19 protein-coding genes and 1 pseudogene are annotated in these 25,048 nt (G+C 71.3%); 13 read left to right on the forward strand and 7 right to left on the reverse strand.

Going from position 1 to position 25,048, the window contains the following annotated elements; all coding sequences use genetic code 11:
• Positions 1-42: 42 nt before the first annotated feature.
• On the forward strand, positions 43-1,041 hold the full coding sequence (locus tag ABZ192_RS06375; protein WP_356923376.1) for an acetylxylan esterase: 999 nt from the start codon (positions 43-45) through the stop codon (positions 1,039-1,041).
• A gap of 311 nt (positions 1,042-1,352) precedes the next feature.
• On the opposite strand, the gene ABZ192_RS06380 is transcribed toward ABZ192_RS06375, so the two are convergent.
• Positions 1,353-1,781, reverse strand: coding sequence for an MmpS family transport accessory protein (locus ABZ192_RS06380; RefSeq protein WP_356923377.1), 429 nt, complete (start codon positions 1,779-1,781; stop codon positions 1,353-1,355).
• Positions 1,782-2,038: 257 nt separating this feature from the next.
• Here ABZ192_RS06380 and ABZ192_RS06385 point away from each other — a divergent pair, with 257 nt between their 5' ends.
• The 6 genes and pseudogenes from ABZ192_RS06385 (at position 2,039) to ABZ192_RS06410 (ending at position 11,070) form a co-directional block, all read left to right on the forward strand.
• The gene (locus ABZ192_RS06385) at positions 2,039-3,130 is read left to right on the forward strand and encodes a lytic polysaccharide monooxygenase (protein WP_356923378.1); all 1,092 of its coding nucleotides are present in this window, start codon (positions 2,039-2,041) and stop codon (positions 3,128-3,130) included.
• A gap of 308 nt (positions 3,131-3,438) precedes the next feature.
• A pseudogene (locus tag ABZ192_RS06390) lies at positions 3,439-5,928 on the forward strand (SpoIIE family protein phosphatase); the annotation flags it as partial.
• Between the two features lie 553 nt (positions 5,929-6,481).
• The gene (locus ABZ192_RS06395; RefSeq protein WP_356923379.1) at positions 6,482-7,564 is read left to right on the forward strand and encodes a substrate-binding domain-containing protein; all 1,083 of its coding nucleotides are present in this window, start codon (positions 6,482-6,484) and stop codon (positions 7,562-7,564) included.
• Between the two features lie 14 nt (positions 7,565-7,578).
• Positions 7,579-8,358 carry an ATP-binding cassette domain-containing protein gene (locus ABZ192_RS06400; RefSeq protein WP_356923380.1) on the forward strand — a complete coding sequence of 260 codons (780 nt, stop codon included), beginning with the start codon at positions 7,579-7,581 and terminating at the stop codon, positions 8,356-8,358.
• Positions 8,349-9,656: a sugar ABC transporter permease gene (locus ABZ192_RS06405; protein ID WP_356923381.1), complete on the forward strand. Its 1,308-nt coding sequence runs from the start codon at positions 8,349-8,351 to the stop codon at positions 9,654-9,656. The genes ABZ192_RS06400 and ABZ192_RS06405 overlap by 10 nt, the downstream gene beginning before the upstream one ends.
• Before the next feature lie 61 nt (positions 9,657-9,717).
• Positions 9,718-11,070 carry a sugar ABC transporter substrate-binding protein gene (locus tag ABZ192_RS06410; protein ID WP_356923382.1) on the forward strand — a complete coding sequence of 451 codons (1,353 nt, stop codon included), beginning with the start codon at positions 9,718-9,720 and terminating at the stop codon, positions 11,068-11,070.
• A 93-nt stretch (positions 11,071-11,163) separates the two neighbouring features.
• Here the strand turns inward: ABZ192_RS06410 and ABZ192_RS06415 are convergent, their stop codons facing one another.
• A complete protein-coding gene (locus ABZ192_RS06415) occupies positions 11,164-13,962 on the reverse strand; it encodes an aconitate hydratase (RefSeq protein ID WP_356923383.1) in 2,799 nt (932 codons plus the stop codon).
• A gap of 263 nt (positions 13,963-14,225) precedes the next feature.
• Here ABZ192_RS06415 and ABZ192_RS06420 point away from each other — a divergent pair, with 263 nt between their 5' ends.
• The 4 genes from ABZ192_RS06420 to ABZ192_RS06435 all read left to right on the forward strand — a co-directional run bounded on the left by ABZ192_RS06420 (position 14,226) and on the right by ABZ192_RS06435 (position 18,291).
• Positions 14,226-14,426, forward strand: a complete 201-nt coding sequence (locus tag ABZ192_RS06420) for a DUF4236 domain-containing protein (RefSeq protein ID WP_086602445.1) — start codon at positions 14,226-14,228, stop codon at positions 14,424-14,426.
• 84 nt (positions 14,427-14,510) lie between these two features.
• Complete coding sequence (locus ABZ192_RS06425) at positions 14,511-16,040, forward strand: UDP-N-acetylglucosamine 1-carboxyvinyltransferase (RefSeq protein WP_356923384.1); 1,530 nt, start codon at positions 14,511-14,513, stop codon at positions 16,038-16,040.
• Positions 16,041-16,261: 221 nt separating this feature from the next.
• Positions 16,262-17,404, forward strand: a complete 1,143-nt coding sequence (locus tag ABZ192_RS06430) for a hypothetical protein (RefSeq protein WP_356923385.1) — start codon at positions 16,262-16,264, stop codon at positions 17,402-17,404.
• A 110-nt stretch (positions 17,405-17,514) separates the two neighbouring features.
• On the forward strand, positions 17,515-18,291 hold the full coding sequence (locus ABZ192_RS06435; RefSeq protein WP_356923386.1) for a hypothetical protein: 777 nt from the start codon (positions 17,515-17,517) through the stop codon (positions 18,289-18,291).
• 88 nt (positions 18,292-18,379) lie between these two features.
• Here ABZ192_RS06435 and ABZ192_RS06440 read toward each other — a convergent pair whose 3' ends face one another.
• The 3 genes from ABZ192_RS06440 to ABZ192_RS06450 form a co-directional block, all read right to left on the reverse strand.
• Positions 18,380-18,856 carry a cupin domain-containing protein gene (locus ABZ192_RS06440; protein WP_356923387.1) on the reverse strand — a complete coding sequence of 159 codons (477 nt, stop codon included), beginning with the start codon at positions 18,854-18,856 and terminating at the stop codon, positions 18,380-18,382.
• 107 nt (positions 18,857-18,963) lie between these two features.
• Positions 18,964-19,809 (reverse strand): oxidoreductase, encoded by an 846-nt coding sequence (locus tag ABZ192_RS06445; protein WP_356923388.1) that lies wholly within the window; start codon positions 19,807-19,809, stop codon positions 18,964-18,966.
• Positions 19,806-20,678, reverse strand: a complete 873-nt coding sequence (locus tag ABZ192_RS06450) for a helix-turn-helix transcriptional regulator (RefSeq protein WP_356923389.1) — start codon at positions 20,676-20,678, stop codon at positions 19,806-19,808. Before ABZ192_RS06450 ends, ABZ192_RS06445 begins: the two co-directional genes overlap by 4 nt.
• Positions 20,679-20,806: 128 nt before the next feature.
• On the opposite strand from ABZ192_RS06450, the gene ABZ192_RS06455 reads away from it, so the two are divergent.
• The gene (locus ABZ192_RS06455; RefSeq protein WP_356923390.1) at positions 20,807-21,583 is read left to right on the forward strand and encodes an SDR family oxidoreductase; all 777 of its coding nucleotides are present in this window, start codon (positions 20,807-20,809) and stop codon (positions 21,581-21,583) included.
• Positions 21,584-21,647: 64 nt separating this feature from the next.
• Positions 21,648-22,178 carry a DUF488 domain-containing protein gene (locus ABZ192_RS06460; protein WP_356923391.1) on the forward strand — a complete coding sequence of 177 codons (531 nt, stop codon included), beginning with the start codon at positions 21,648-21,650 and terminating at the stop codon, positions 22,176-22,178.
• Between the two features lie 52 nt (positions 22,179-22,230).
• On the opposite strand, the gene ABZ192_RS06465 is transcribed toward ABZ192_RS06460, so the two are convergent.
• The gene (locus tag ABZ192_RS06465; RefSeq protein WP_356923392.1) at positions 22,231-22,851 is read right to left on the reverse strand and encodes a hypothetical protein; all 621 of its coding nucleotides are present in this window, start codon (positions 22,849-22,851) and stop codon (positions 22,231-22,233) included.
• Between the two features lie 1,102 nt (positions 22,852-23,953).
• Positions 23,954-24,592: an Hsp70 family protein gene (locus tag ABZ192_RS06470; protein ID WP_356923595.1), complete on the reverse strand. Its 639-nt coding sequence runs from the start codon at positions 24,590-24,592 to the stop codon at positions 23,954-23,956.
• Positions 24,593-25,048 lie beyond the last annotated feature (456 nt).

Genomic DNA, 25,048 nt, shown 5'->3' on the forward strand with positions numbered 1-25,048 from the left:
ACCGACTCCTGCGATGACCACCGACTCCTGCGAGGTGCCGCTGTGCCCGCGTTCGATCTGCCGCTGACGGAACTGGAGCGCCATCGCCCGGACATCGGGGAGCCCGCCGACTTCGACGCGTTCTGGCTGCGCACCCTGAAGGAGGCCGACCAAGGGGACCCGCTGGTGTCGGTGCGGCCGGTGGAGACGGGGCTTCGGCTGATCCGGACCTGGGACGTGACGTTCCGGGGTTTCGCGGGCGACCCGGTGCGCGCCTGGTTCAGCAGACCCGCCGGGGTGGACGAACCCCTTCCCGCCGTCGTGGAGTTCGCCGGGTACGGGCGCGGCCGGGGCCTCCCCCACGAACGCCTCACCTGGGTCAACGCCGGGTACGCGCACCTGCTCATGGACAACCGCGGCCAGGGCGACGAGTACGGGTGCGGCGGTGACACGCCCGATCCGCACGCCACCGCGCCCGGCGGGCCCGGCCCGGCGGTACGCGGCCTGCTCTCACCCGAGGACTACCACTACCGCCGTCTGATCACGGATGCGGTCCGCGCGGTCACGGCGGTACGGGAACTGCCCGGCGTCGACCCCGCGCGGACCGTCGCCGTCGGCAACAGCCAGGGCGGCGGACTGGCCCTGGCGGTCGCGGGACTGGTCCCGGACCTGGCGGCGCTGCTCGTCACCGCCCCGCTGCTGTGCGGCATCCGCCGCGCGCTCGACCTCACGGACGCGGGGCCGTACGGCGAGATCGCGTCCTACCTCGCCGTCCACCGGGGCGCCGAGCATCACGCCTACCGCACGCTGTCCTACGTCGAGGGCGTCTCCTTCGCCCGTCGCGCCCAGACCCCGGCCCACTTCGGTGTGGGGCTGCGGGACACGGTGTGCCCGCCGAGCGGGGCGTACGCGGCGTTCAACCGCTATGCCGAGCTGACGGGCACGGCTGCTCCTCGCAAGGAGATCCACGCGTATCCGTTCAACGGGCACGAGGGGGGCGACGCGGTGCAGGTGAGGCGTCAACTGGGATGGGTGCGGGAGGTGTTGGGCGGCCCGGAGTGATGACCGCAGGGGTTCGCGGTCATCGGTCGGTCATCGGTCGGTCACCGTTCGGGGTGCGTCGACCTGAGGTCCGGCCCCGGGACTCGGCTCGTCGACCCGGAGATTCGGCGGGACTCGGTTCGTCGACCTGAGCCCGGCCGGGACTCGGCTCGCTGACCTAAGACCGGCCGGGGCTCGGCTCGTCGACCCGGAGGCCTGGAGGAACTCGGTTCGTCGACCCGGAGGTTCGGCGGGACTCGGTTCGTCGACCTGAGCCCGGCCGGGACTCCGCGCGTGGGACAGCGGGCCGCCCGGGGCCCTCGCGACTCGGGCTACTTACCGATCGGGGACTCCGCGGTGCAGCCGCCGGCGGTCACCAGCCCGTCGGCGCTCTGCTCCTCGAGCACCTTGCCCTTATGGATGATCTTGCAGGTGACCTGGGCGCCTTCGGGATCGGCCGCGACCGGCATGACCGCCGCGGGCATGATGCCGCGCAGCGTGACCGTCTTCTTCCAGGGCAGTTCGGGCTTCGACACCGACTCGATCTTCGGCTCCATGGCCTTGCCGCCACCGCCGTGGAACTCGATCGAGTCGACGTTCTTGCCCGTGACCTCGTAGGTGACCTCGTACGTCTCGTCCACCGCCTTGTCGACCTGGTCGACCGCCTCGGAGCAGGAGCTGAGAGCGAGCGCGAGACCGGCAGCGGCGACGGCACAGACGGCGGTACGGATGGTGCGGTTCGCACGGACGGTGTGGTTCAAAGGGATCCCCCCGATCATGAAAGGTCGGATCGGCAGCCAATCGTGAAGGGGAAGCAAAGTCAACTTCACAAAACCCGACGGCGGTTGGTCTGCGCCGCGGCCGTAGACAATCGCGCGGTCCGGCGCTAACTTCCGCAACAGCGGGGTGGGAGCGCTCCCATAACGGTGGACCGGAACCCGCCCTCGAGTGCCCCCGCCCCGCGCATCCGCGTACACGCATCCACAGGCCCGTACCTCGAGGAACGGACGATGCTGTCATGATCCTGACAAGAAACGCGGGGGGATCCCCCACGCCCCGATCAGCGCTCTCCACCCGGACCAGAGCCCTCTTCCTGGTCCTGCTCTCCCTCCTCGTCACCGTTCCGGCCCTCGGCCTGGTCATGTCGGTCGGTGGCGAGGCAGAGGCGCACGGCACGCCCATGAAGCCCGGCAGCCGTACCTTCCTGTGCTGGCAGGACGGTCTGACCGACACCGGCGAGATCAAGCCGGTCAACCCGGCCTGCCGGGCCGCGCAGCAGGTCAGCGGCACCACGCCGTTCTACAACTGGTTCTCGGTGCTCCGCTCGGACGGCGCCGGCCGCACCCGGGGCTTCGTACCGGACGGCGAGCTGTGCAGCGGCGGCAACACCAACTTCACCGGCTTCAACACGCCCAGCAAGGACTGGCCGCTCACCCACCTCACCTCGGGCGCGACGGTCGACTTCTCGTACAACGCCTGGGCGGCGCACCCGGGCTGGTTCTACGTCTACATCACCAAGGACGGCTTCGACCCGACGAAGACCCTCACCTGGAACGACATGGAGGAGCGGCCGTTCCTGAGCGTCGACCACCCGCCGCTGAACGGCTCCCCGGGCACGGTCGAGGCCAACTACGCCTGGACGGGCAAGCTCCCCGAGGGCAAGTCGGGCCGCCACATCATCTACATGGTCTGGCAGCGCTCCGACAGCCAGGAGACCTTCTACTCCTGCTCGGACGTCGTCTTCGACGGCGGCAACGGCGAGGTGACCGGCATCAAGCAGCCGGGCACCCCGTCCGAGCCGGTGCCCGGCACCTGCACGGCCACCCGCAAGACGACCGGCAGCTGGAACGGCGGCTACCAGTCCGAGGTGACCGTCACCAACACCGGCACCGTCCCGATGCTCGGCTGGATGGTCGACTGGACGCTGCCGTCCGGCCAGAAGATCGAGAGCTTGTGGAGCGGCAACGCCACCTACAACGGCCAGTCGGTGATGGTCCACAACGCCGGCTGGAACGGCTCCCTCGATCCGGGCAGGAGTGCGACGTTCGGATACACCGTCTCGGGCTCGGGCGGTGACAGCACGACGAGCCTGCCCTGCCGGGTCGGCTGAACCGTCGCTGCGGGCGGGCCCGGTGGACGTCGGTCACCGGGCCCGTTCGCCGCAGCAGGCTGCTCACGCTTCCCCGCGCCTCATCAGCCGGTCTCCTGGTCCCCGAGCGACCTGTCGCCCTGGATGACGGGGCCCCTGGCCCGATCCCCTGCCTCCATCCCATATGTCGCTGTTATCCAGGTATGCGATTCTGTTGTGAGGGTGTCCTGCCGCTCACGTGGGCGTGGATCCTCCGCGTCGTCGTCGCCTGAGTTCCGGGGACTCCCACCTGCCGGTGGCTGCGGCATGGACGGGAGGTGGATGCGGACATGCCCCATTACGGCGATGCCCAGGCCGCGGTTCCCGGTCTTCGGGTGCCGGGGAACGGGGGCGCCGGTTCGCCCGGCCCCACGCCGGAGTCCGCCGCGCGGGAGCGGGTCCTGGCGTTCGCCGGAGTGGCGATGGCGGCGGTGTACGTACGGAGCGAGGACGGGGCGGAGCTCCAGCTGGTGGAGTCCGCCGGTGCCGAGCCGGAGCGGTACGGGCTGCCGGGCCGGGTGCGGCACGGCGGGGGCACCTCGCCCACTCCGGCGCCTGGCTATGCGGCGGTGTCCGGGGACAGCGGGTCCGCCGTGGTCGAGGCCTTCCGCAGCGGGCGGCCGCTGTGGCTCGCGGGCCGGCAGGAGGGCGGGGCCACGGGCGCGCCGCTGGGGGCGGTGCCGCTGGGCGCGGCCGGCGGGTGGCTGGGGTGCCTGGCCGTGGTGGGAGAGTCCGGGGAGGGGTTCGGCGCCGAGCAGCGCGAGTTCCTGGAGCGGTACGCCGAGGCGGTCTCCGGGCGGCTCCGGGGAGAGGCCGACCGGTCCGCCCCCACGCCCCTGCTGGATTCCGCGCTGCGTGCCCTGGGGGTGGGCTCCTTCGCCCTGACACCCGGCACCGGGCTGGTCGAGACCGACCCGGCGCTGCTCGAACTGGTCGGTATCCCCGAGGGCGGCTTCGACGGCAAGACCGACACCCTGCTCTCGTACAGCCTCCCGGAGGACGTCCCGGCGCTGCTGTCGGTCATCGAACCGTCCCCGCAGACCCCCGGGCGCCGGGAGCTGGAGTTCCGGACCCGCCGGGCCACCGGTGAACTGTGCTGGCTGCGCCTGAGCTGCCGGGTGCTGAAGCGGCCCGACGGTGCCCCGGAGCGGGTGCTGGGCGTGGTGACCGCGGCCCCGGTGCTGCGGCGGAGCGCCAGCGACGTCGCCCGGATCCAGTGGTTGACGGCCGCGCTCGACGACGCCACGACCGTCCGGGACGTCAGTCGCGTGGTGGTCGCCGCGCTGCGCGAGCCGCTGGGTGCCGACCGGGTGGCGCTCGCCGAACTGCTGGAGGACCGGCTGGCGGTCACCGTGCTCGATCCGCCGGGTGCCGGTGCCTGGCCGGAGCTGTGGCGTTCCGAGTGGCGCTCGGAGTGGCCCGACGCGCCGGTCACGGCTCTGCCCACGCTCCATGCGGCGTTGCGGGACGGGCGGATGAGCCTGTGGCCGGCGGGTACCGCGCTGGAACCCGGCCTCGCGGGGATCGGCCCCGGCGGACTCGCGGTCCTGCCGCTGCCGGCCAAGAGCAGGGTGGCCGGGGTGTGCCTGGTCGGCTGGGACGCGCCGCACGAGTTCGCGCCCGAGGAGCGGGCCCTGCTGACGGCGACCGCGGGACTCGTGGGGCAGGCCCTGATCCGCGCGCACGCCTACGACGCCGAGCAGGAACTCGCGACGATGCTCCAGCGCAGCCTGCTGCCGCGCCGCCTCCCCCAGCTGCCCGGGGGCATCGCTGTGGCCCGCTATCTGCCCGCCCGGCGCGGCCTCCAGGTGGGCGGCGACTGGTACGACGTGATCGCCCTGTCGGAGGGGAAGGTCGCCCTGGTCATCGGGGATGTGCAGGGGCACAGTGCCGGGGCCGCGACGATCATGGGCCAGATGCGCACGGCGGTCCGGGCCTACGCGGTGGAGGGTCATCCGCCGGACGTGGTCGTCGCGCACGCCAACCGGCTGCTCGTGGGCATGGAGACCGACCTGTTCGCCACGTGCTGCTATGTCGAGCTGGACATGGAGGAGGGCAACGCGCTGTTCGTGCGGGCCGGACATCTGTCCCCGCTGGTGCGTCATCCCGACGGCGGCACGGAGGAGATCGCGGTCGAGGGCGGGCTTCCGCTGGGCGTGCTGGAGGACGCGGAGTTCCCGCTGACGGCGCTGGCACTGGCGCCCGGCTCGGTGCTCGCGCTGGTGACGGACGGCCTGGTCGAGTCGGCCGAACTGAACCTGGACGAGGGCATGCGGATCGTGCGCGAGCTGCTCGCCGCGGCGGATCCTGCCGACCCGGGGCGGATGGCCGACGACCTGCTGGGCGAGGCCGGGCGCCGGGAGGACGACGTCGCTTTGCTGCTGCTGCGCTACGACGGGATGCGGGTACGGCCGGTGCGGGCGGGCTGGGTCGTGTGGCGGCTGCCGGACGCGGTCATGCACGCCCGCCGGTTCAGCGCGCGCACGCTGCGGTCGTGGGGCGTCGTGGACGAGGCCGACACCGTGCTGCTGGTGGTGTCGGAACTGGTCACGAACGCGCTCGTGCACACGCAGGGCGCGCTCCGGCTGGACCTGACCCTGGCCGCGGACCGGCTGCGGGTGACCGTGAGCGACTCCTCGCCACGGGCGCCGGCCAAGCCGGTGGTCGTCGACTGGGAGTCGACCGGCGGCCGTGGGCTCTTCCTGGTCGAGGCGCTGTCGGCGGCGTGGGGCTCGGTGCCGGTCGGCGGCGGCAAGCAGGTGTGGAGCGAGATCGTCGTGTCCCGCCCGGAGGCGGACGGTGAACCGGAAGCGGAACCGGCGCCGGAGGCGGCGCCGGCGATCGTGCCGACGGAGGAACCGCAGCCGTCCCGGGACCGGGGCTGGGGCATCGGCCGCAGCCGGGACTGGGTCATGGGCCGAAGCCGCGACCGGAGGGGAGGCACCAGGGGCTCAGGCCGAATCCGGAACCGGGACCGCGACCGCGAGCCGGGCACGGACGACGGCAGCGCCCGGGACAGTCACGATGACCGGGCCCGGGACCGAAACCGGAACCCGAACCCGGGCGAAGGCCAGCCCCCCGGATCGGGCCGGAACCGCAACCGCGACCGTGACCGTGACCGCGAGTCGGGCCCGGGCCCGGGCGACGGCAGCGCCCGGGACAGCCATGACGACCGGGCCCAGGGCCGGAACCAGAACCGGAACCCGAACCCGGAACCGAACGGAGCCCGGACTCCGGATCGCGATGAGGGCCAGGTCGGGCGCCCCGACACGAGGGCGAGCCAGGGCCGGGGCGCCGCCGGGGACGACGCCGGGTCCAGGAGGGAGGGGCGGGATGAGCGGCCGTAGGTGGCGGGTGGGGGCCGGACTCGTCGCGGCTGTCATGGCGGTGGCGCTGGCCGGCTGCAGCGAGGACGGCGGCGCGGGCGAGGGCGGGTTCACCGTCGGGCTGCTGCTGCCGAGCCGCGCGGTGCCCCGCTGGGAGCAGTCCGACAAGCCCATGATCGAGAAGCGGGTGAAGGAGCTGTGCGCCGACTGCCGGGTCCTGTACGCCAACGCGGAGAACGACGCGGCGAGCCAGCGGCAGCAGATGAACTCCATGATCACCAGGGGTGTGTCCGTCCTGATCCTGGACGTCGTCGACCCCAAGGCGCTGCGCTCCTCCGTCCGCGCGGCGGACCGCGCGGGCATCCCGGTCGTCGCCTACGACCGGCTCGCCGAGGGCCCGATCTCGGGTTTCGTCAGTTTCGACGGTGACCGGGTCGGCAGGCTCCAGGGCGAGGCGCTGCTCAAGGGCATGGGGGCCCGGGCCGACGACGGCGGCGTCGTCATGGTGAACGGCGACCCGTCCAGCCCCAACGCCGCCTGGTACGAGGGCGGCGCCCGGTCCGTCCTCCGGGACAAGGTGCGGATCCTCAAGTCGTACAACACCCTCGGCTGGCGCACGGAGAACGCGCATGACCACATGTCCGCCGCGATCAGCTCCCTCGGCCCGAACCAGATCGACGGGGTGCTCGCGGCCAACGACTCGATCGCCGCCGGCGTCATCGCGTCGCTCAAGAGCGCCCGCGTCTCGCCGCTGCCCCCGGTCACCGGCCAGGACGCCGACCTCGACGCCGTGCGGCGCATCGTCAAGGGCGAGCAGTACATGACCGTCTACAAGCCCTTCCGGCAGGAGACCGAGGCGGCCTCCGCCATGGCCGTCGCCCTGGCGCGCGGCAACGACCTGGGCGTGCTCGTGACGTCGACCGTGGACAGCCCCACCACGCGGGACGTCCCGGCGGTGCTGCTCGACCCGGTCGCCGTGACGGCCGAGACCATCGGGCGGACGCTCGTCCGGGACGGCATCTACACGATCGACCAGATCTGCACTCCGAAGCTCCGGCCGGCCTGCGACCGGATCGGGCTCACCCGGTGAGGGAGGTGATCCCCGTGGCCCATCCGCCCGTACTCGCGTTGCGCGGCATCTCCAAGCGGTTCGGTGGCGTGCAGGCTCTCGTGGACGTCGATCTCCAGGTCCGGGCCGGTGAGGTCGTGGCCCTGGCGGGCGACAACGGCGCCGGCAAGTCCACGCTGATCAAGGTGATCTCGGGCGTCAGTCCCGCCGACCGGGGCGTCATCGAGTGGGAGGGGCACCTCGTGCAGATCAAACGCCCCCACGACGCCCACGCCCTGGGCATCGCGACCGTCTACCAGGACCTCGCCATGTGCGACAACCTCGACGTCGTGGGCAATCTCTTCCTCGGCCGGGAGATCGACCGGGTGGGCATCCTCGACGAGGTGGAGATGGAGCGCCGGGCCCGCGACCTGATGCGGACCCTGTCGATCCGTATCCCCGACGTGCGGATGCCGGTCGCGGCGCTGTCCGCGGGGCAGCGGCAGGCCGTCGCGATCTCCCGCTCGCTCATGGGCGCGCCCAAGGTCCTGCTGCTCGACGAGCCCACCGCCGCCCTGGGCGTCGAGCAGACCAGCCATCTGCTCGACCTCATCGAGGAGGTGCGCGACCGCGGTATGGCCATCATCCTCATCAGCCACAACATGGGCGACATCAAGGCCGTCGCGGACCGGGTCGCCGTGCTGCGCCTCGGCCGCAACAACGGTCTGTTCGATGTGAGCACCGTGACGCAGGAGCAGATCATCTCCTCCGTCACCGGGGCGGCGGACAACGCCGTGGCACATCGCGCGAAGGGCGGCGAGGAGGCGTGGCCGTGACCGGGGGCGGGCCGCACCGCGGCGGCGGGCCGACCGCGCCGGGCGGTGGCGCCGGGACGCCGGTCGAGTCCGGCCGTCCGCCGCACATCCGCGGCTGGTCCGGCACGCTGCGCCGCTACGCCCTGGAGATGCGCGGCAGTGTGCGGGACGGCGAGCGCGGGCCGCTCCTGGTGATCGCCGGGCTGATCCTGATCTGTTGCCTCTTCCAGGCGCTGGACGACAACTTCCTCTCGCCGCGGAACCTGTCCAACATCAGCGTGGACATCGTCGGGACCGGCCTGGTCGCCGTCGGCATCGTGTTCGTGCTGCTGATCCGGGAGATCGATCTGTCGGTCGGTTCGGTCAGCGGGCTGGCGGGTGCCGTGTTCGCCGTGCTGAACGTGAACCACGGGATGCCGGAGTGGCTCGCGGTGCTCGTCGCGATCGCCGGGGGCATGGCGGTGGGCGCCTTCCACGGGTTCTTCTTCGCCTGGCTCGGCGTGCCCGCGTTCGTCGTGACCCTCGCGGGGCTGCTGATCTGGAACGGCCTGACGCTCGACCTGCTGGGCGCGAGCGGCACGATCAACATCGACGAGGAGGGTCTGGTCGCCTCCCTGACCAGCCGGCACTTCGGGGACGACATCGCGGCCTACGCGGTGGCTGCGCTCGGTACGGCCGGGTACGTCCTGGCCGCCCACCACAAGCGTGCCCGGCACCGGGCCGCCGGGATGCCGTACCGGCCGCCGGTCGAGATCTGGGTGCGCACCGGTGTCCTCGCGGCGCTCGCCTTCACCGCCGCCTACACGCTCAACCGCTTCCAGGGGCTGCCGCTGGCGCTGCTGATCTTCCTGGTGGTTCTCGTCGTCTCGGACTACGTACTGCGCCGTACGCGGTACGGGCGGCGGGTGTTCGCGCTCGGCGGCGGCGTCGAGGCGGCGCGCCGGGCGGGCATCTCGGTGGAGCGGGTGCGGGTCGCGATGTTCATGCTGTCGGGGACGCTGGCCGCGATCGGCGGGCTGTTCGTGGCCTCGGGCCTGACCTCGGCGAGCCCCACGACGGCCCGGGCGGCCGGCTCCGGGATGCTGCTGATCAACGCGATCGCGGCGGCGGTCATCGGCGGTACGAGCCTGTTCGGCGGGCGTGGCTCGCCCTGGTCCGTGCTGCTCGGCGTGCTGGTCATCCAGTCGGTCGCCTCCGGCATGGGGCTGCTGGGGGTGGAGGACGCCGTGCAGTTCATGATCACGGGTGGGGTGCTGCTGGCCGCCGTCGCGGCCGACGCGCTCTCCAGACGCGCGGCGGCCCGGCGGGGCCGTTCCTGAGTAATACGATTTGTCCCGAAATGCCTATGAAACAGCAAAGATGGGTAGGGGCCGGAGTGTCATGAAACGCAGTCGCCTCGCCCGGGCGGCCGTGGCCGCCACGGCTGTCGCAGGCCTGGTCCTCGCCGGATGCGGTGACACGGACGCGCCTGGCGACGAGCAGGCCGACATCAGGGTGCTCGCGATGGACGCGTCCCAGATGCAGACCCTGAAGAAGCTCACCAAGAGGCACTTCACCGCGCAGACGGGCATCACGGTCGACTACACCCTGCTGCCGGAGAACGAGGCGCGGGAGCGGATGAACCGCGAGTTCGCGACCCAGGCCGGCACCTACGACGTGGCGAGCGTGAGCGCCTACGAGGTGCCGATCTACGCGGACAACGGCTGGCTCGCCCCGCTGGACTCCTACGTGAAGGCGGACGAGGACTTCGACCAGGACGACGTCTTCCCCAACCTGGTGTCCTCACTGACCGGCGAGGACGGCAAGCTCTACGCCGAGCCGTTCTACGGCGAGGGTTCCTTCCTCATGTACCGCAAGGACCTCTTCCGCAAGGACGGCCTGACCATGCCGCCGAACCCGACCTGGCAGCAGGTCGCCGGCCTCGCCGCCCGGGTCGACGGCACCGACGGCGCGAGCGGCATCTGCCTGCGCGGCCTGCCCGGCTGGGGCCAGAACCTCGCCCCCCTCAACACGGTCGTCAACACCTTCGGCGGCGCCTGGTACGACATGGACTGGAACGCGCGCCTGACCTCCCCCGAGGTCAGGAAGGCCGTCGGGTTCTACGTCGACCTGCTCCGCTCCCACGGTCAGCCCGGCGCCCACCGGACGGGCGTGCTGGAGATCCTCGACAGGTTCGTCCAGGGCAAGTGCGCCATGATGTACGACGCCACGTCGCTGGCCTCGTCGATCGAGGCCGACGGTTCCGCGGTCAAGGGCAAGGTCGGCTACGTCCCGGCCCCGCACGACCGGACCGAGAAGGCCGGCTGGCTGTGGACCTGGGCGTGGGGCATCCAGCAGGCGGCCGAGAACAAGGACGCCGCCTGGGAGTTCATCTCCTGGGCCTCCTCCAAGGAGTACCAGGAGCTGGTCGGGCAGGAGGTGGGCTGGACCGCGGCGCCCGCCGGGAACCGCAAGTCGCTCTACTCCAACCCCCAGTACCAGCAGGCGGCCGACGCCTGGTACCGGCAGGAGTACACGGCGGCGACCGACTCCGCCGACCCGAAGAACCCCGGCGTCGGCCCCCGCCCCTACAGCGGTATCGGCTTCCTCGGCATCCCCGAGTTCGCCGTGCTCGGTACGGCGGTCTCCGAACAGATCGCCGCGGCCATCGCCGGGCAGCAGTCGGTGGACAAGGCCCTGGAGAAATCGCAGGACCTCGCACACGCGGCGGCGGCGAAGTACCGGGGCGAGTGACCCGGTCCAGGACCTGCACCAAGGCGAGGACCGCGCCCCCGGTCACCCGGGAACGCGGCCCTCGAACTTCACTGAACTGCCTTACGGGTCCGCTTACTTGCGGATCAGGCTGCGCAGCACGTACTGCATGATGCCGCCGTTGCGGTAGTAGTCCGCCTCGCCGGGGGTGTCGATGCGGACGACCGCGTCGAACTCGACGCCGGTGTCGGTGGTGACCTTCACCGTGCGCGGGGTGGTGCCCTCGTTGAGCTCGGTGACGCCGGAGATGGAGAAGGTCTCCTCACCGGTCAGGCCGAGGGACTCGGCGGACTGGCCCTCCGGGAACTGCAGCGGGAGGACGCCCATGCCGATGAGGTTCGAGCGGTGGATGCGCTCGTAGGACTCGGCGATGACGGCCTTGACGCCCAGGAGCGCGGTGCCCTTGGCGGCCCAGTCGCGGGACGAGCCGGAGCCGTACTCCTTGCCGGCCAGGACGACCAGCGGGATGCCGGCGGCCTGGTAGTTCTGCGAGGCGTCGTAGATGAAGGAGACCGGGCCGCCCTCCTGCGTGAAGTCACGCGTGTAGCCGCCCTCGGTGCCCGGCGCGATCTGGTTGCGCAGGCGGATGTTGGCGAACGTGCCGCGGATCATGACCTCGTGGTTGCCTCGGCGCGAGCCGTAGCTGTTGAAGTCGCGACGCTCGACGCCGTGCTCCGTGAGGTACTTGCCGGCCGGCGTGTCGGCCTTGATGGCACCGGCCGGGGAGATGTGGTCGGTGGTGACCGAGTCGCCCAGCTTGGCCAGCACACGGGCGCCGGAGATGTCGGAGACCGGGGTGGTCTCCATCGTCATGCCCTCGAAGTACGGGGGCTTGCGCACGTAGGTGGACTGCGGGTCCCACTCGAAGGTGTTGCCGGTCGGGATCGGCAGCGCCTGCCACTGGGCGTCGCCCGCGAAGACGTCCGAGTAGGACTTGGAGAACATGTCCTCGCCGATGGCGTTGGCGACGACCTCGTTCACCTCGGCCTCGGAGGGCCAGATGTCCTTCAGGAAGACGGGGTTGCCATCCTGGTCGGTGCCCAGGGCGTCACGGGTGATGTCCACCTTCATGGAACCGGCGAGCGCGTAGGCCACGACCAGCGGCGGGGACGCCAGGTAGTTCATCTTGACGTCGGGGTTGATCCGGCCCTCGAAGTTCCGGTTGCCGGAGAGGACCGAGGTGACCGCGAGGTCGTGGTCGTTGACGGCCTTGGAGACCTCCTCCGGCAGCGGGCCGGAGTTGCCGATGCAGGTGGTGCAGCCGTAGCCGACGAGGTTGAAGCCGACCTTGTCGAGGTACGGGGTCAGGCCCGCCTTCTCGAAGTAGTCGGTGACGACCTTGGAACCCGGGGCGAGGGTGGTCTTGACCCACGGCTTGCGGGTCAGGCCCTTCTCCACCGCCTTCTTGGCCACCAGCGCGGCGGCGACCATGACGTACGGGTTGGAGGTGTTGGTGCAGGAGGTGATGGCCGCGACCGTCACCGCGCCGTGGTCCAGCTCGTACTTCGTACCGTCGGGGGCGGTGACGGTGACCGGGTTGGACGGGACGACGGCACCGGTGCCGTCGGCGTGCTGCGGGGCGCCGGCACCGTTCTCCTGGCTGCCGTAGGCCGGGGCGTCGGAGGCCGGGAAGGACTCGGCGCTCGCCTCGTCCACCGGGGAGGCCGAGGCGGCGGCCTGCTGGGCGACGGGGGCGTCGACGTAGTTGAGGACGTCCTTCGCGAACTGCTGGGCGGCCTCGGCGAGGACGATGCGGTCCTGCGGGCGCTTCGGGCCGGCGATGGAGGGCACGACCGTCGACAGGTCGAGCTCCAGCTTCTCGGAGAAGTCGGGCTCGGCGGCCGGGTCCAGCCAGAGGCCCTGCTCCTTGGCGTACGCCTCGACGAGGGCGAGCTGCTGCTCGGAACGGCCGGTGAGCTTGAGGTACTTGATCGTCTCGTCGTCGATCGGGAAGATCGCGGCGGTCGAGCCGAACTCCGGCGACATGTTGCCGATGGTGGCGCGGTTGGCCAGGGAGGTGGCGGCGACGCCCTCGCCGTAGAACTCGACGAACTTGCCGACGACGCCGTGCTTGCGCAGCATCTCGGTGATGGTCAGCACGAGGTCGGTGGCGGTGGTGCCGGGCGTGAGCTCACCGGTGAGCTTGAAGCCGACGACGCGCGGGATGAGCATGGAGACCGGCTGGCCGAGCATGGCGGCCTCGGCCTCGATGCCGCCGACGCCCCAGCCCAGCACACCGAGGCCGTTGACCATGGTGGTGTGCGAGTCGGTGCCGACGAGCGTGTCGGGGTACGCCTGGCCGTTGCGGACCATGACCGTACGGGCCAGGTGCTCGATGTTCACCTGGTGGACGATGCCGGTGCCGGGCGGGACGACCTTGAAGTCGTCGAAGGCGGTCTGGCCCCAGCGCAGGAACTGGTAGCGCTCCTTGTTGCGGCCGTACTCCAGCTCGACGTTCTGCGCGAAGGCCTCGTTCGTGCCGAACTTGTCGGCGATGACGGAGTGGTCGATGACCAGCTCGGCCGGGGAGAGGGGGTTGACCTTCGCCGGGTCGCCGCCCAGCTCCTTCACGGCCTCACGCATGGTCGCGAGGTCCACGACACAGGGAACGCCGGTGAAGTCCTGCATGATCACGCGGGCCGGCGTGAACTGGATCTCCTGGCTGGGCTGGGCCTGCGAGTCCCATCCGCCGAGGGCACGGATGTGGTCGGCGGTGATGTTCGCGCCGTCCTCGGTGCGGAGCAGGTTCTCCAGCAGGACCTTGAGGCTGTACGGAAGGCGGGCCGAGCCCTCCACCTTGTCCAGCCGGAAGATCTCGTACGACTCGTCGCCCACCTGCAGCGTGCTGCGGGCGTCGAAGCTGTTCGCCGACACGACAGTCTCCTTCATTGATGTGCGCGTACCACCACGATCCTGCCGCCACGGCATCTCGGCCGATCCGCTAAGGTAAGGCTAAGTTAGGTACGCCTTACCGGGCTGGCGGCTGCGGTGCTCCCCGGCAGATATCTCGATGTCGAGATAACTCTAGTACACCGGGGCCGGTAGGTCATGCCCCGGCGTCCGCCACGCGGTCATGCCCATCCCTCTCCGGGGTATCCGAACCAGGAGTCCACACCACAAATGGAGGGGAGACAGGCATGCCGCTCACGTTCCGCAAGAGTTTCCGGATCCTTCCGGGGGTGCGCCTGAACATCAACAAGCGTTCCTGGTCCATCACGACCGGCGGCGGAAAGAACGGCCCGCGTTACACCCGCAGCAGTACGGGACGTCGTACGACATCCATGGATTTGCCCGGACCTTTCGGGTGGCGACGCACGCGCACGAGTCGCCGACCCTGAAGCCACCGGGGAGGATTGACTTCCCGTCACCCGAACGGACCCCCCGGCCGGGTGCCATCTCATATCTGAGATAACCTCGACCGCATGGCAGACGATTACCTCGTACGCATCGGCAAGCTCATCCGTGACGCCCGGCAGCACCGGGGCTGGACCCAGTCGCAGCTGGCGGAGGCGCTCGGAACCAGCCAGAGCGCCGTGAACCGGATCGAGCGCGGCAACCAGAACATCAGCCTTGAGATGATCGCGCGCATAGGGGAGGCCCTCGACAGCGAGATCGTGTCCCTCGGCTACGCCGGTCCGATGCACCTGCGGGTGGTCGGCGGCCGCCGGCTGTCCGGCGCCATCGACGTGAAGACGAGCAAGAACGCGTGTGTCGCGCTGCTGTGCGCCTCGCTGCTCAACCAGGGGCGCACGGTGCTGCGCCGCGTCGCCCGCATCGAGGAGGTGTACCGCCTCCTGGAGGTGCTGGGCTCGATCGGCGTCCGCACCCGGTGGATCAACGACGGTGTCGACCTGGAGATCGTCCCGTCCGCCGAGCTGGACCTGTCGGCCATCGACGCGGACGCGGCCCGCCGCACCCGCTCCATCATCATGTTCCTCGGTCCGCTGCTGCACCGCATGGACCACTTCAAGCTGCCCTACGCCGGCGGCTGCGACCTCGGTACGCGCACGGTCGAGCCGCACATGATCGCGCTGCGCCGGTTCGGTCTCGACATCGCGGCCACCGAGGGCCAGTACCACGCGATCGTCGACCGCTCGGTGCGTCCCGACCGCCCCATCGTGCTGACCGAGCGCGGCGACACGGTCACCGAGAACGCGCTGCTCGCCGCCGCCCGGCACGACGGCACCACCGTCATCCGCAACGCCTCCTCCAACTACATGGTCCAGGACCTGTGCTTCTTCCTGGAGGCCCTCGGCGTCAAGGTCGACGGCATCGGCACCACCACGCTCACCGTGCACGGCGTGCCCACCATCGACGTCGACGTGGACTACTCCCCCTCCGAGGACCCGGTCGAGGCGATGAGCCTGGTGGCCGCGGCCGTGGTGACGGAGTCGGAGCTGACGGTGCGCCGCGTGCCCATCGAGTTCCTGGAGATCGAGCTCGCGGTCCTGGAGGAGATGGGCCTCGACCACGACCGCACGCCCGAGTACTTCGCCGACAACGGCCGCACCCGGCTGGTGGACCTCACCGTCCGGCCCTCCAAGCTGGAGGCGCCGATCGACAAGATCCACCCCATGCCGTTCCCCGGCCTGAACATCGACAACGTCCCGTTCTTCGCGGCGATCGCGGCGGTCGCCCAGGGCAAGACCCTCATCCACGACTGGGTCTACGACAACCGCGCGATCTACCTGACGGACCTGAACCGCCTGGGCGGCCGGCTGCAGTTGCTGGACCCCCACCGCGTCCTGGTGGAGGGCCCGACCCGCTGGCGCGCCGCCGAGATGATGTGCCCGCCGGCCCTGCGCCCCGCGGTGGTCGTCCTGCTGGCGATGATGGCGGCGGAGGGCACGTCGGTGCTGCGCAACGTGTATGTCATCAACCGGGGTTACGAGGACCTGGCGGAGCGGCTGAACTCGATCGGGGCGCAGATCGAGATCTTCCGGGACATCTGACCAGCGGGTGCCGCCGCACCCTGCCCAACCTGCGCTGATGCAGGTCTGGAGGGGTGCGGCGGCACGTCTGGGACCTCTCTGGGACTTCGGGCCGGGACCCGGCTCTTGCCCCACGAAGGTGACCGCGCCTTCAGTGTCTGGTACATCTGTCGCCGTTGTCATGCCTCCGCCGACCGGGCGGAAGCGGAACCCGCAGCAGCGGGCAGAGGGGGGATCAAGCAATGGCGTATCGGCGTGCGCTTGGACCGGCGCTCTTCGGGGCGCTGTTGCTGGCTGGACTGCTCTGGTGGGCGGGCTCCAGCGCCCACGCACTCAGTTTGCCCGGCGCCACGCGCTTCTTCGGCCCCGACCAGGCAAACCGCCTGTTGGCGTGGACGATGCCGTGGTCGACCGACCTCCCGTCCTCAACTCAGTTCACCGATCCCGCCGGCGCGGTCGGTCACGGCGCGGACTACGCGGCTCTGAGAGAGAGCGCCATGCGGGTGCGCTACGCAGCGCTCGTCCTTCTCTTCCCCTGCGGCGCGCTGCCGTTGTTGCGTCGGCTCTCGGGGCACGGTGTCAGGCGCGCTGTGGTCACCGTGGCAGCCCTGTGGGGCTGGGGCATCGCGGCGGCCATGCTGGCTGTCACCGTCTCCGCGCCGTGGATGGTCGCTTCCGGCGGCTCGGCGGCATTCCGGCTGCTCCCCAACCTCGCGAGCGCCATGTCCCAGGGCCGCGAACTCCCGATGGGTGCCGCTTTGGTGGCCGCAGCGGCGGCCACCGGCCTGATGACCCTGCTGCGGCGCGAGGCGACAGCAGAACCACGCCCGGCCGTGCCGACCACCGCCACCGCCCGGCTCGCCGCGACCCTGGGCACCGCTGTGGTCGCTTTCGCCCTCATCGTGCTCTCCAACGACCGGGTCGCCGGGCGCATCCAGACCGGGTTCGGTGGCGGAGGGCGGCTGTCCGAGCCCGGTGATCTGCTGCGGCAGTGGGTCCAGCTCAGCGCCTGGGCCATGCCCACCAGCTCCCTCGACGGACGCTGGCTGCTGTACCGGCTGGGTGATGTGGCGCTGCTCGCCCTGGTCTGGTGGGGTCTGCGGCTGCTGGCCGTCCTGCTCGACCGCGTGACCTACCCTGCCTATGCGCTCGGCGCCGTCGCCGCCACCACCCTCGGCGTCGGAGTGAGTGGGATCTGGAACTCGCTGCTGTCCTATCAGGGCAGCACCGGCGGGCCACTGCTGTACTACGTCTCCGTGGGCTCAGGTGTGTCTGCGGCGCTCGTCTTCGGCACCCTCGCCGGCTGTGTGAGCGCGCTGACCGTGCGGCTGCGCGCCCGCCCGCAACCGTCTGCCCCAGCCGCGACGCAGGCCCAAGCAGCCTGACCGGACCCGCGCGCCCCGGGCATGACGATCCCCTGGTCCGTCATGTAGCAGTAGCCGCGCCTCGACGACTGAGCCGCTCGGTGCCGTCAGCCGGTGACATCATGCCGACCATGGGACAGAGACCCGAAAGCGACGAAGCGTATGTCGTCGATCTGTGCAACAAGGTGCTGGGGGAAGCGGCCCTGGCCCAGCACAAGTTCGACTGGCTGCTGGGTGACGCCGGGACGAGCGGGCGGCGGGCCAAACTGCCCGTCGACGCCTACTGGCCTGGGCACCGACTCGTCGTCGAATACCGGGAACTGCAGCACGACCAGCCCGTGCCGCACTTCGACAAGCCGGACAGGCTGACCATCAGCGGCGTCCACCGGGGCGAGCAGCGGGCTCTGTACGACGCCCGACGCGACACCGAGATCCCCGCCCACGGCCTGCGGCTGGTGGTGGTCCGCCCCGCCGACCTCGACGCGGACAGCCGCGGCCGCCTGCGCCGCAACCCGGAGGCGGACCTATCGGCGCTGAGGAAGATCCTGGCCCGCGACAGCGACGAGGAGCGGGTCACGGACGCCTTTCGCACCTGGCTCCTGGCCCAGGGCTGGACACCGGTGGACCCGACGGACCGCTGGACCGATCTCGAAGCGGTCCGCGGCAGCGAACGGCTGGTGTGCGAAGCCAGGGGACGGACCAGCGAGAAGGGCATCGACGCCGACATCGCCTACGGGCAGCTCCTGCGCCGTATGACCGGCGAGTCACCGGAAGTACGGTACGCGCTGGTCGTGCCGACCTCATCGGTCAAGGCCGCCGAGCGTGTCCCGGCACATGTGCGGCGGCTCCTGCGCGTCGACCTTTACGAGGTGACAGACGACGGTCAGGTGCGTCAACTGCCGCAATAGCTCCGCGACGCCCTGCTCGCCGTCGGCCCACGGCGGCGGGTCAGAAAGCCACAGGTCTCTTCCGGGACATCTGGACGACGGATGCGGGTCACGACGAACGTGGCCGCGTGGGCGGAGCGTCCAGGAGTGTCACCCCGTACCGGGCAAGCATCTCGGCGTGGTCCGTGTCATGACGCGCGTCGGCGGGGCCGACCGACCGGAAGTAGCCTTCGATGGCGCCGGGGTTGTTGATGACCAGCAGGTCCGCCGTCGTGGTGAGCGGCTGGAAGGTGTGAGGGACCGACCGGGGGCCGAAGACGTAGGCGCCCGGCTCGGCGTCATGGACGTCGCACGCGTCGAGTGAGGCCGAGCCGACCCAGAACCGGACGCGGCCGGACAGAACGACCCAGCTTTCGTCCTCACGGCTGTGGGTGTGCAGGGGCGGCGCGTCCGCCTGGCGCATGGTCAGCCGCAGGACGCTGACGACTCCGTTCGTCTCGGAAGCCGACACGACCTGCTCCTGGACGCTGTCGTAGTAGCGGTAGAGGGTGCCTTCGCCCGGGTTGCGCACGAGGGCGATGCTCATCCGAGTCCTCCTCCGGTTTAGTTAATGATTCAATCATCACCCGAGGGGAGGGGGCACACCAGGGACTGGGGCCGGGTTGGCTTGTTCGCGTGCCTGGAATCAGCCGTTCAGGCTGCCGGGTAGTCGGCGCCGACGGTGACGTCCCGCCAGGTGTCGAAGCCGGCCCGGAGCGTGTCCAGCCGCGCGGTGGCGATGTCGTACGCGGCCTTGCCCAGCAGCAGGCGCAACGGGGGCTCGGGGGACTCGACGGCGTCGATGACGGCCGCGGCCGCGCGCAGTGGATCGCCCGGCTGGTGACCGTAGGTGGCCAGGGTGGCGGCACGGCGTGCGCCGGCCGTCGCCGCGTAGTCCTCGATCTCGGTGGCCGACTGGCGCATGGAGGGGCCGGACCAGTCGGTGCGGAACGCGGCGGGCTCGACGATCGTCACCCCGATGCCGAGCGGGGCGACTTCGGCGGCGAGCGACTCGGACAGCCCCTCCACCGCGAACTTGGTGGCGTGGTAGTAACCGGTGGCTCCGAAGGCCGCCAGGCCGCCGAGGGAGGAGATGTTCACGATGTGACCGGCCCGGCGGGCGCGCATGCCCGGCAGGACGGCCCGGGTGGTCTCGACGAGCCCGAAGACGTTGGTGTCGAACAGGGCCCGGATCTCCGCGTCCTCCCCTTCCTCGACGGCGGCGAGATAGCCGTAGCCGGCGTTGTTCACCAGGACATCAATCCGCCCGAACCGTGCTTCCGCCCGCTCGACGGCTTCGGTGACCTGAGCGGGATCCGTGACGTCGAGGGCCAGGGCGAGGGCCCGGTCGCCGTGGCCTGCGGCCAGGTCGGCGACGGCGCGCGGATCGCGAGCGGTGACCGCCGCCCGGTGGCCGCGTTCGAGGAGGGTGGTGGCGAGGGCGCGGCCGAGGCCGCTGGAACAGCCGGTGATGAGCCAGACGGGCGTGCTGTCGTTCATGTGCGAGAGTCCTTGGTTGATTCCGTGGTCGTATCGGTGGGGTGCCGCTCGCCGGCACCGAGGCTGCCCAGCAGGGTGAGCGCCTGTTCGGACGGGCTGCCCGGGGCGGCCTGGTAGACGACGAGTTGCTGGCCGGGGGCGCTGTTGACGGTGAGCGACTCGTAGTCCAGCGTCAGTTCACCGACCTGCGGGTGCCGGAAGCGCTTGGTCTCACGGGTCTTCTGGCGGATGTCGTGGCGGGCCCAGAGTCGGCGGAACTCCTCGCTCTTCAACGACAGTTCGCCGACGGTCGCGATGAGCAGCGGGTCGTCGTGGCCCGTCCCGGCGGCGGCCCGCAGCCCGGCCACCGTATTGACCGCCACGCGGTCCCAGTCCGGGTAGAACTCCCGCGCGTCCGGGTCGAGGAAGACCAGTCGCAGCAGGTCACCGCTGTGAGTGTGACCGGCGAACAGCCCACGTCCCAGGGCGTTGTGGGCCAGCACGGTCAGACAGCGGCCCAGGACCACCGCCGGAGTGCTGTGCCAGCCCTCCATCATGCGCAGCAGGACCGGGCTCACCAGCTCGGGCCGCGTACGGCCACGCGGGCGGGCGGCGACGGGGCGTGCCAGCCGGTGCAGGTGCTCGACCGCGTCGTCCTCCAGGCGCAGGGCCCGGGCCAGCGCGTCGACCACCTGCGCCGAGGGGTGCCGTTCCCGGCCCTGTTCCAGGCGGACGTAGTAGTCGGTGCTCACCCCCGCCAGCATCGCGACCTCTTCCCGGCGCAGCCCCGCCACCCGGCGCCGGCTCCCGGTCGGCAGCCCCGACTCCTCGGGGCTGACCAGGGCACGCCGGGCACTCAGGAACCGGCCGAGGCCGTTGTCGCTGTTCATGTCCTCCACCGTAGGTCCGGCCGTGGGACCTCGGGAGCCCGCAAGGTGGCCGCGCCACTCCTACGATCCGCTCTCCTCCGGGCGGTGCGGCCTGGTCGAGCGTGCACGGCGCACGCACGGTGGACGGCATGACACACACCTCCCCTTCCCTCCCCCTCACCGGCCGGGTCGCGGTCGTCACCGGCGCCTCCAGCGGGATCGGTGCCGCGACGGCGCGCCGCCTGGCGGACGGCGGCGCGAGCGTCGCGCTGCTGGGCCGCCGCGAGGACCGCCTCAAGGCTCTGGCCGGGGAACTTCGCCGCGACGCTCCCGGAACCGTCCTGCCGGTCGCCGTCGATCTCACCGACACCGGGGCCGTGCCCGAGGCCGCGCACGCCGTCAGCGAGGCGCTCGGCGCCGTCGACCTGGTCGTCGCGAACGCCGGCGTCATGCTCGGCGCACCCTTCGAACGCGGCCGGGCCGACGAGTGGGACCGCATGATCGACGTCAATCTGCGGGGCCTGCTGCACACCTCCCGCGCCTTCGCCGACGACCTCCTCGCCGCGGGCGCCCGCGGCGGCCCGGCGGACCTCGTCCACGTCGGCTCGGTGGGCGGGCACGCCCTCTTTCCCGACTGGTCCGTCTACTGCGCCACCAAGGCGGCCGTCGCCCATCTCACCCGCAACCTGCGGGCCGAACTCGGGCCGCGCGGTGTCCGCGTGAAGAACATCGAGCCCGGCGTGACCGGCACCGAACTCGGGGCGGACATGCAGGACCTCGGAATGCGCGAGGCCCTGTCCCGCCTGCGCACCGGCGTGGAGCCCCTGGCCTCCGAGGACATCGCCGAGGCCATCGCCTTCGCGGTGTCGGCGCCGCCGCACGTCAATGTCGCGGAGATGGTCGTGGTACCGGTGCGGCAGGGATGATCCGCGCCCCGGGCATCGACCGGGTGTCAGGTGTAGGACCGCCAGGACGGGAAAGTCCGGCGCTGTGGAGGTGCCTCTGCTGACCTTCGGGCACAGCACGGCCGACCGGGACCGGATCGCCGAGCTGCTGGGCCACGCCGGTGTCACGGCCGTCGTGGACGTGCGGACCGCTCCCGGCAGCCGCCGCGACCCCGATCTGTCGCGGCGGCGGCTCGCCGAGTGGATGCCGGGCCGCGGCATCGCCTACCGGTGGGAACCCGCTCTCGGCGGGTTCCGCACGCCTCCCGCGGACAGCCCGGACACCGTCTGGCGCAACGCCTCCTTCCGCGGCTACGCCGCCCACACCCGCACCCCCGAGTTCGTCACCGCGATGGACCGGGTGCTGCGCGAGGCCGCGCACGTCCGCACCGCCGTGATGTGCAGCGAGGCGGTGTGGTGGCGCTGCCACCGCCGGCTGATCGCCGACTTCGCGGTACTCGCGCGCGGCGTACCGGCTCACCACCTCATGCACGACGGGCGTCTCAGCGCTCACGCGCCGACGCCCGGCGCACGGCTGCGCGACGACGGGCTTCTCGTGTACGACGGGCGCGACTGAGCCCGTCAGTACTGACAGTGACTGGCAGTCCTGGCAGTCCTGGCAGTCACTGTCAGTACAGCTTGTTGACCGCCGTGACGGTGGTGGCCTTGAAGTCGGACACCTGGGCGTGCTGGAAGTTGCCCATCTGGCCCCAGCGGACGACCGTCACGGTCGTGCCGTCGCGGCCGACCGAGAACAGGCCGATGTCGGAGGAACCCCACGCCGAAGCGGTGTGGACGCCGTAGACATGGGCGCCCTCCTCGACGTTCAGCCGGCCGTAGTACCTCTGCGTCGCCGTGATGTCGGGGTCCTGCTCCATCAGCTTCTTCGCGCAGCCGGCGAGGTCCTTGCGCAGCAGCGCCGCGAAGTCCTTGGCCCGCTGTTCACTGCGCTCCACGACCGTGATCTGCTGGGCGTTGGTGTCGTACTCGGTCCAGTACGAGCGGTGCGAGGCGATGGACGGCAGGGCGTCGCCCACGCAGGCCGGCAGCGGGTCCGGCTGGCCGGCGGTGACGGGACCGGCGTACCAGGGCGAGGTCGGGTGCGGCGGCAGTTCGGCCGGCTCCAGGAACCGGGGGGTGTCGGAGGCCGGTGCGGTGACGGCAGTGGCCGGGACGGCGAGTGCGGCGACACCGGCGGCGGCCGCCAGCGCGGCCACGGCGGTACGGATGCCTCGGGTACGGACGTTCATGCTTTCCCCCATGGTCTTCGTGTGAACGCGCGGGCTTCAGCCCTTGCACCCACTACGACCCGTCACCCCCCGACTACGTTGCCCCGTACACCCGCTACGGGTTCGTCCCGAATGTCACCGGCCCGTCACAGGGCGTCCTGGACCTCGCCGAGCAGCCGTACGCGCGTGCGGCTGATGGAGGCTCTGGGGAGACTGTGAGTAACGTCCCCTGTACGCTCCCGCAACAGCCGGAGTGCACCGTCCGGTTCCCCGGACCGGGCGAGCATCCGGCCCGTGACACCAGCAGTACGACGTCGAGCGCGCCCGTCTGGTCGCTCATGTGGCTCACCGGCTCTCCTGCACCCCGTCGATCCGCCGCTCCTCCGAGACCCCCGGAGGCAGCAGGCGGCGCAGGCGCTGGTTGACGGCGGACAGGGCCGTGCGGTCGCCCGCGGCGACGGCTCGGCGGCCGTCGGCGATCGCGGCGTCGGCCTGGGCGCGGAGGTCATCTCGTCGCGCAGGTCGACGAGGGACTGGAAGACGAGGAAGTCCCACTGGTCGCTGCGGCGCAGGAGGTCGACCTGGAAGTCGCGCACCCGGTCGGCGAGCCGGCGCAGTCCGGCCGGGCTGCCGTCCTCGCCGGCGCTGGTCGCGCGGGTGCGCAGGTTCTCCAGTTCGCGGCGTTCGGCCGGTCCGCCGCCGGTCTGTTCGATGAGGTCCTCGCAGTTGTTGAGGAGGTCCCACAGCTCGTGCTGGAGGCCGGGGATGCCGATGGCCTCCTCGACGTCGTCGAGCTGGGCCTCCAGGTCGCGGATGCGCCGGTCGCTGGTACCGGCCGCTCCCGTGTCGACGGCCGCCGCGTCGACCTCCTTGCGCAGATGGCCGAAGGCCTTGTCGTCGGACAGGTCGTCGAGCTGGGTGAGGGCCTGCTCGGAGTGCACCTCCTCGGCGCGTTCCCGCAGGGCGTGCGTGCGCTGCTCCAAGTCGTGCAGCCGGTCGACGAGTTCGTCGTGCGTGGGCGCCACCAGCTGGGAGCGGTCGATGGCCGCCTCGAACTGGGCGTCGGCGACGGGGATGTCGGCGGTGACGGTGACTTCCCGGTTCGTCGCGCTGATCTCGAAGGTCACCTCGACGGGCGTCTGCGCGGGCAGGTCGAAGCGGACGTCCCGGGGCCGGATCTCCAGCAGCCCGACGCGGGTGTTGCGGTCGGCGCGCCGGCGTTCGCCCTCCAGCAGCGGGATGCGGATGACGGCGTCGGGCTGGGAGCGGCGCAGCGGGATGGACGTCTCGAACGTCTTGGTGACGGAGGCCGGCAGGGCGGTGCCCTTGCGCAGCATCGGCGCGAAGGAGCCGTCGGCCTTGCCGATGCCGAGGGTGCTGGTGAGGACGGCGTCGCCGGGCAGCACCTGGGCGTGGGTGATCGACAGGGTGTCCGGGGCGAGCCGCTGCCGGGTGCCGGTGCCGGTGCCGGTGCCGTCGGAGCGTTCCACGGTGAACCCGGGGCGGGGGTCGCCCCGCCGACGAGCAGGAGCCGGTCGATGTGGTCGGGCCGCAGGGAGCTCTCCGCGAGGGCGTCCCGGCAGAGCTTGATCGCGCGGGTGTAGAAGGGCTGGGCGAGGTCGTCGAGGGCGCCCCGGGTGAGGGTGTACTCGAAGGGGGGTGCCGCCTTCGCCGTCGGCGAGGTCGAGGACGATGTCGTAGGTGTCGCGCCGGGACAGCTCGATCTTGGCGTCTTCCGCGGCCAGTTTGAGCTTGGCGAAATTGGCCCGCCACCGGTTGTCGCGCCGGGCGAAGCCGGACAGAGCCAGGTCGCGCCGGACGGCGGGGACGAGCAGGTCCTCCACGATGGCCCAGTCGATGAGTTTGCCGCCCAGGCGCGGGTCGCCCGATGTGCTGGAGCAGTTGCAGTTCACCGTCGCGCTTGCTCATCACGGCCGCGTCGAAGGTGCCGCCGCCCAGGTCGAACACCATCCAGTGGGTGGACTCCGAGGCGTCCTGCACGCCGTACGCGATGGCGGCGGCGGTCGGTTCCGGACCAGGGGGCAGTGCTCCCCGAGCCCGGCGGTCTGCACGGTGCCGGCGTCGAACACCCGGATGACGTTGGGGTGTCCGAGGGTGGACAGGATCCGGGCCTCGTCGAGCATCGGGACGTCGCCTCCAGCGAGGCCACGTGCTTGAACAGCTTCAGCGCCTGCCGCCCGAGGATGTGGTGCCGCAC

The sequence above is a fragment of the Streptomyces sp. NPDC006235 genome (assembly GCF_040613735.1).
Taxonomy (GTDB): domain Bacteria; phylum Actinomycetota; class Actinomycetes; order Streptomycetales; family Streptomycetaceae; genus Streptomyces.

Excerpts from the sequence above, each read along its gene's own strand:
- ABZ192_RS06385 (WP_356923378.1), top strand. The coding sequence starts at position 2,039 with ATGATCCTGACAAGAAACGCGGGGGGATCCCCCACGCCCCGATCAGCG.
- ABZ192_RS06395 (WP_356923379.1), top strand. The coding sequence starts at position 6,482 with ATGAGCGGCCGTAGGTGGCGGGTGGGGGCCGGACTCGTCGCGGCTGTC.
- ABZ192_RS06410 (WP_356923382.1), top strand. The coding sequence starts at position 9,718 with ATGAAACGCAGTCGCCTCGCCCGGGCGGCCGTGGCCGCCACGGCTGTC.
- ABZ192_RS06420 (WP_086602445.1), top strand. The coding sequence starts at position 14,226 with ATGCCGCTCACGTTCCGCAAGAGTTTCCGGATCCTTCCGGGGGTGCGC.
- ABZ192_RS06425 (WP_356923384.1), top strand. The coding sequence starts at position 14,511 with ATGGCAGACGATTACCTCGTACGCATCGGCAAGCTCATCCGTGACGCC.
- ABZ192_RS06430 (WP_356923385.1), top strand. The coding sequence starts at position 16,262 with ATGGCGTATCGGCGTGCGCTTGGACCGGCGCTCTTCGGGGCGCTGTTG.
- ABZ192_RS06435 (WP_356923386.1), top strand. The coding sequence starts at position 17,515 with ATGGGACAGAGACCCGAAAGCGACGAAGCGTATGTCGTCGATCTGTGC.
- ABZ192_RS06440 (WP_356923387.1), bottom strand. The coding sequence starts at position 18,856 with ATGAGCATCGCCCTCGTGCGCAACCCGGGCGAAGGCACCCTCTACCGC.
- ABZ192_RS06445 (WP_356923388.1), bottom strand. The coding sequence starts at position 19,809 with ATGAACGACAGCACGCCCGTCTGGCTCATCACCGGCTGTTCCAGCGGC.
- ABZ192_RS06450 (WP_356923389.1), bottom strand. The coding sequence starts at position 20,678 with ATGAACAGCGACAACGGCCTCGGCCGGTTCCTGAGTGCCCGGCGTGCC.
- ABZ192_RS06455 (WP_356923390.1), top strand. The coding sequence starts at position 20,807 with ATGACACACACCTCCCCTTCCCTCCCCCTCACCGGCCGGGTCGCGGTC.
- ABZ192_RS06465 (WP_356923392.1), bottom strand. The coding sequence starts at position 22,851 with ATGAACGTCCGTACCCGAGGCATCCGTACCGCCGTGGCCGCGCTGGCG.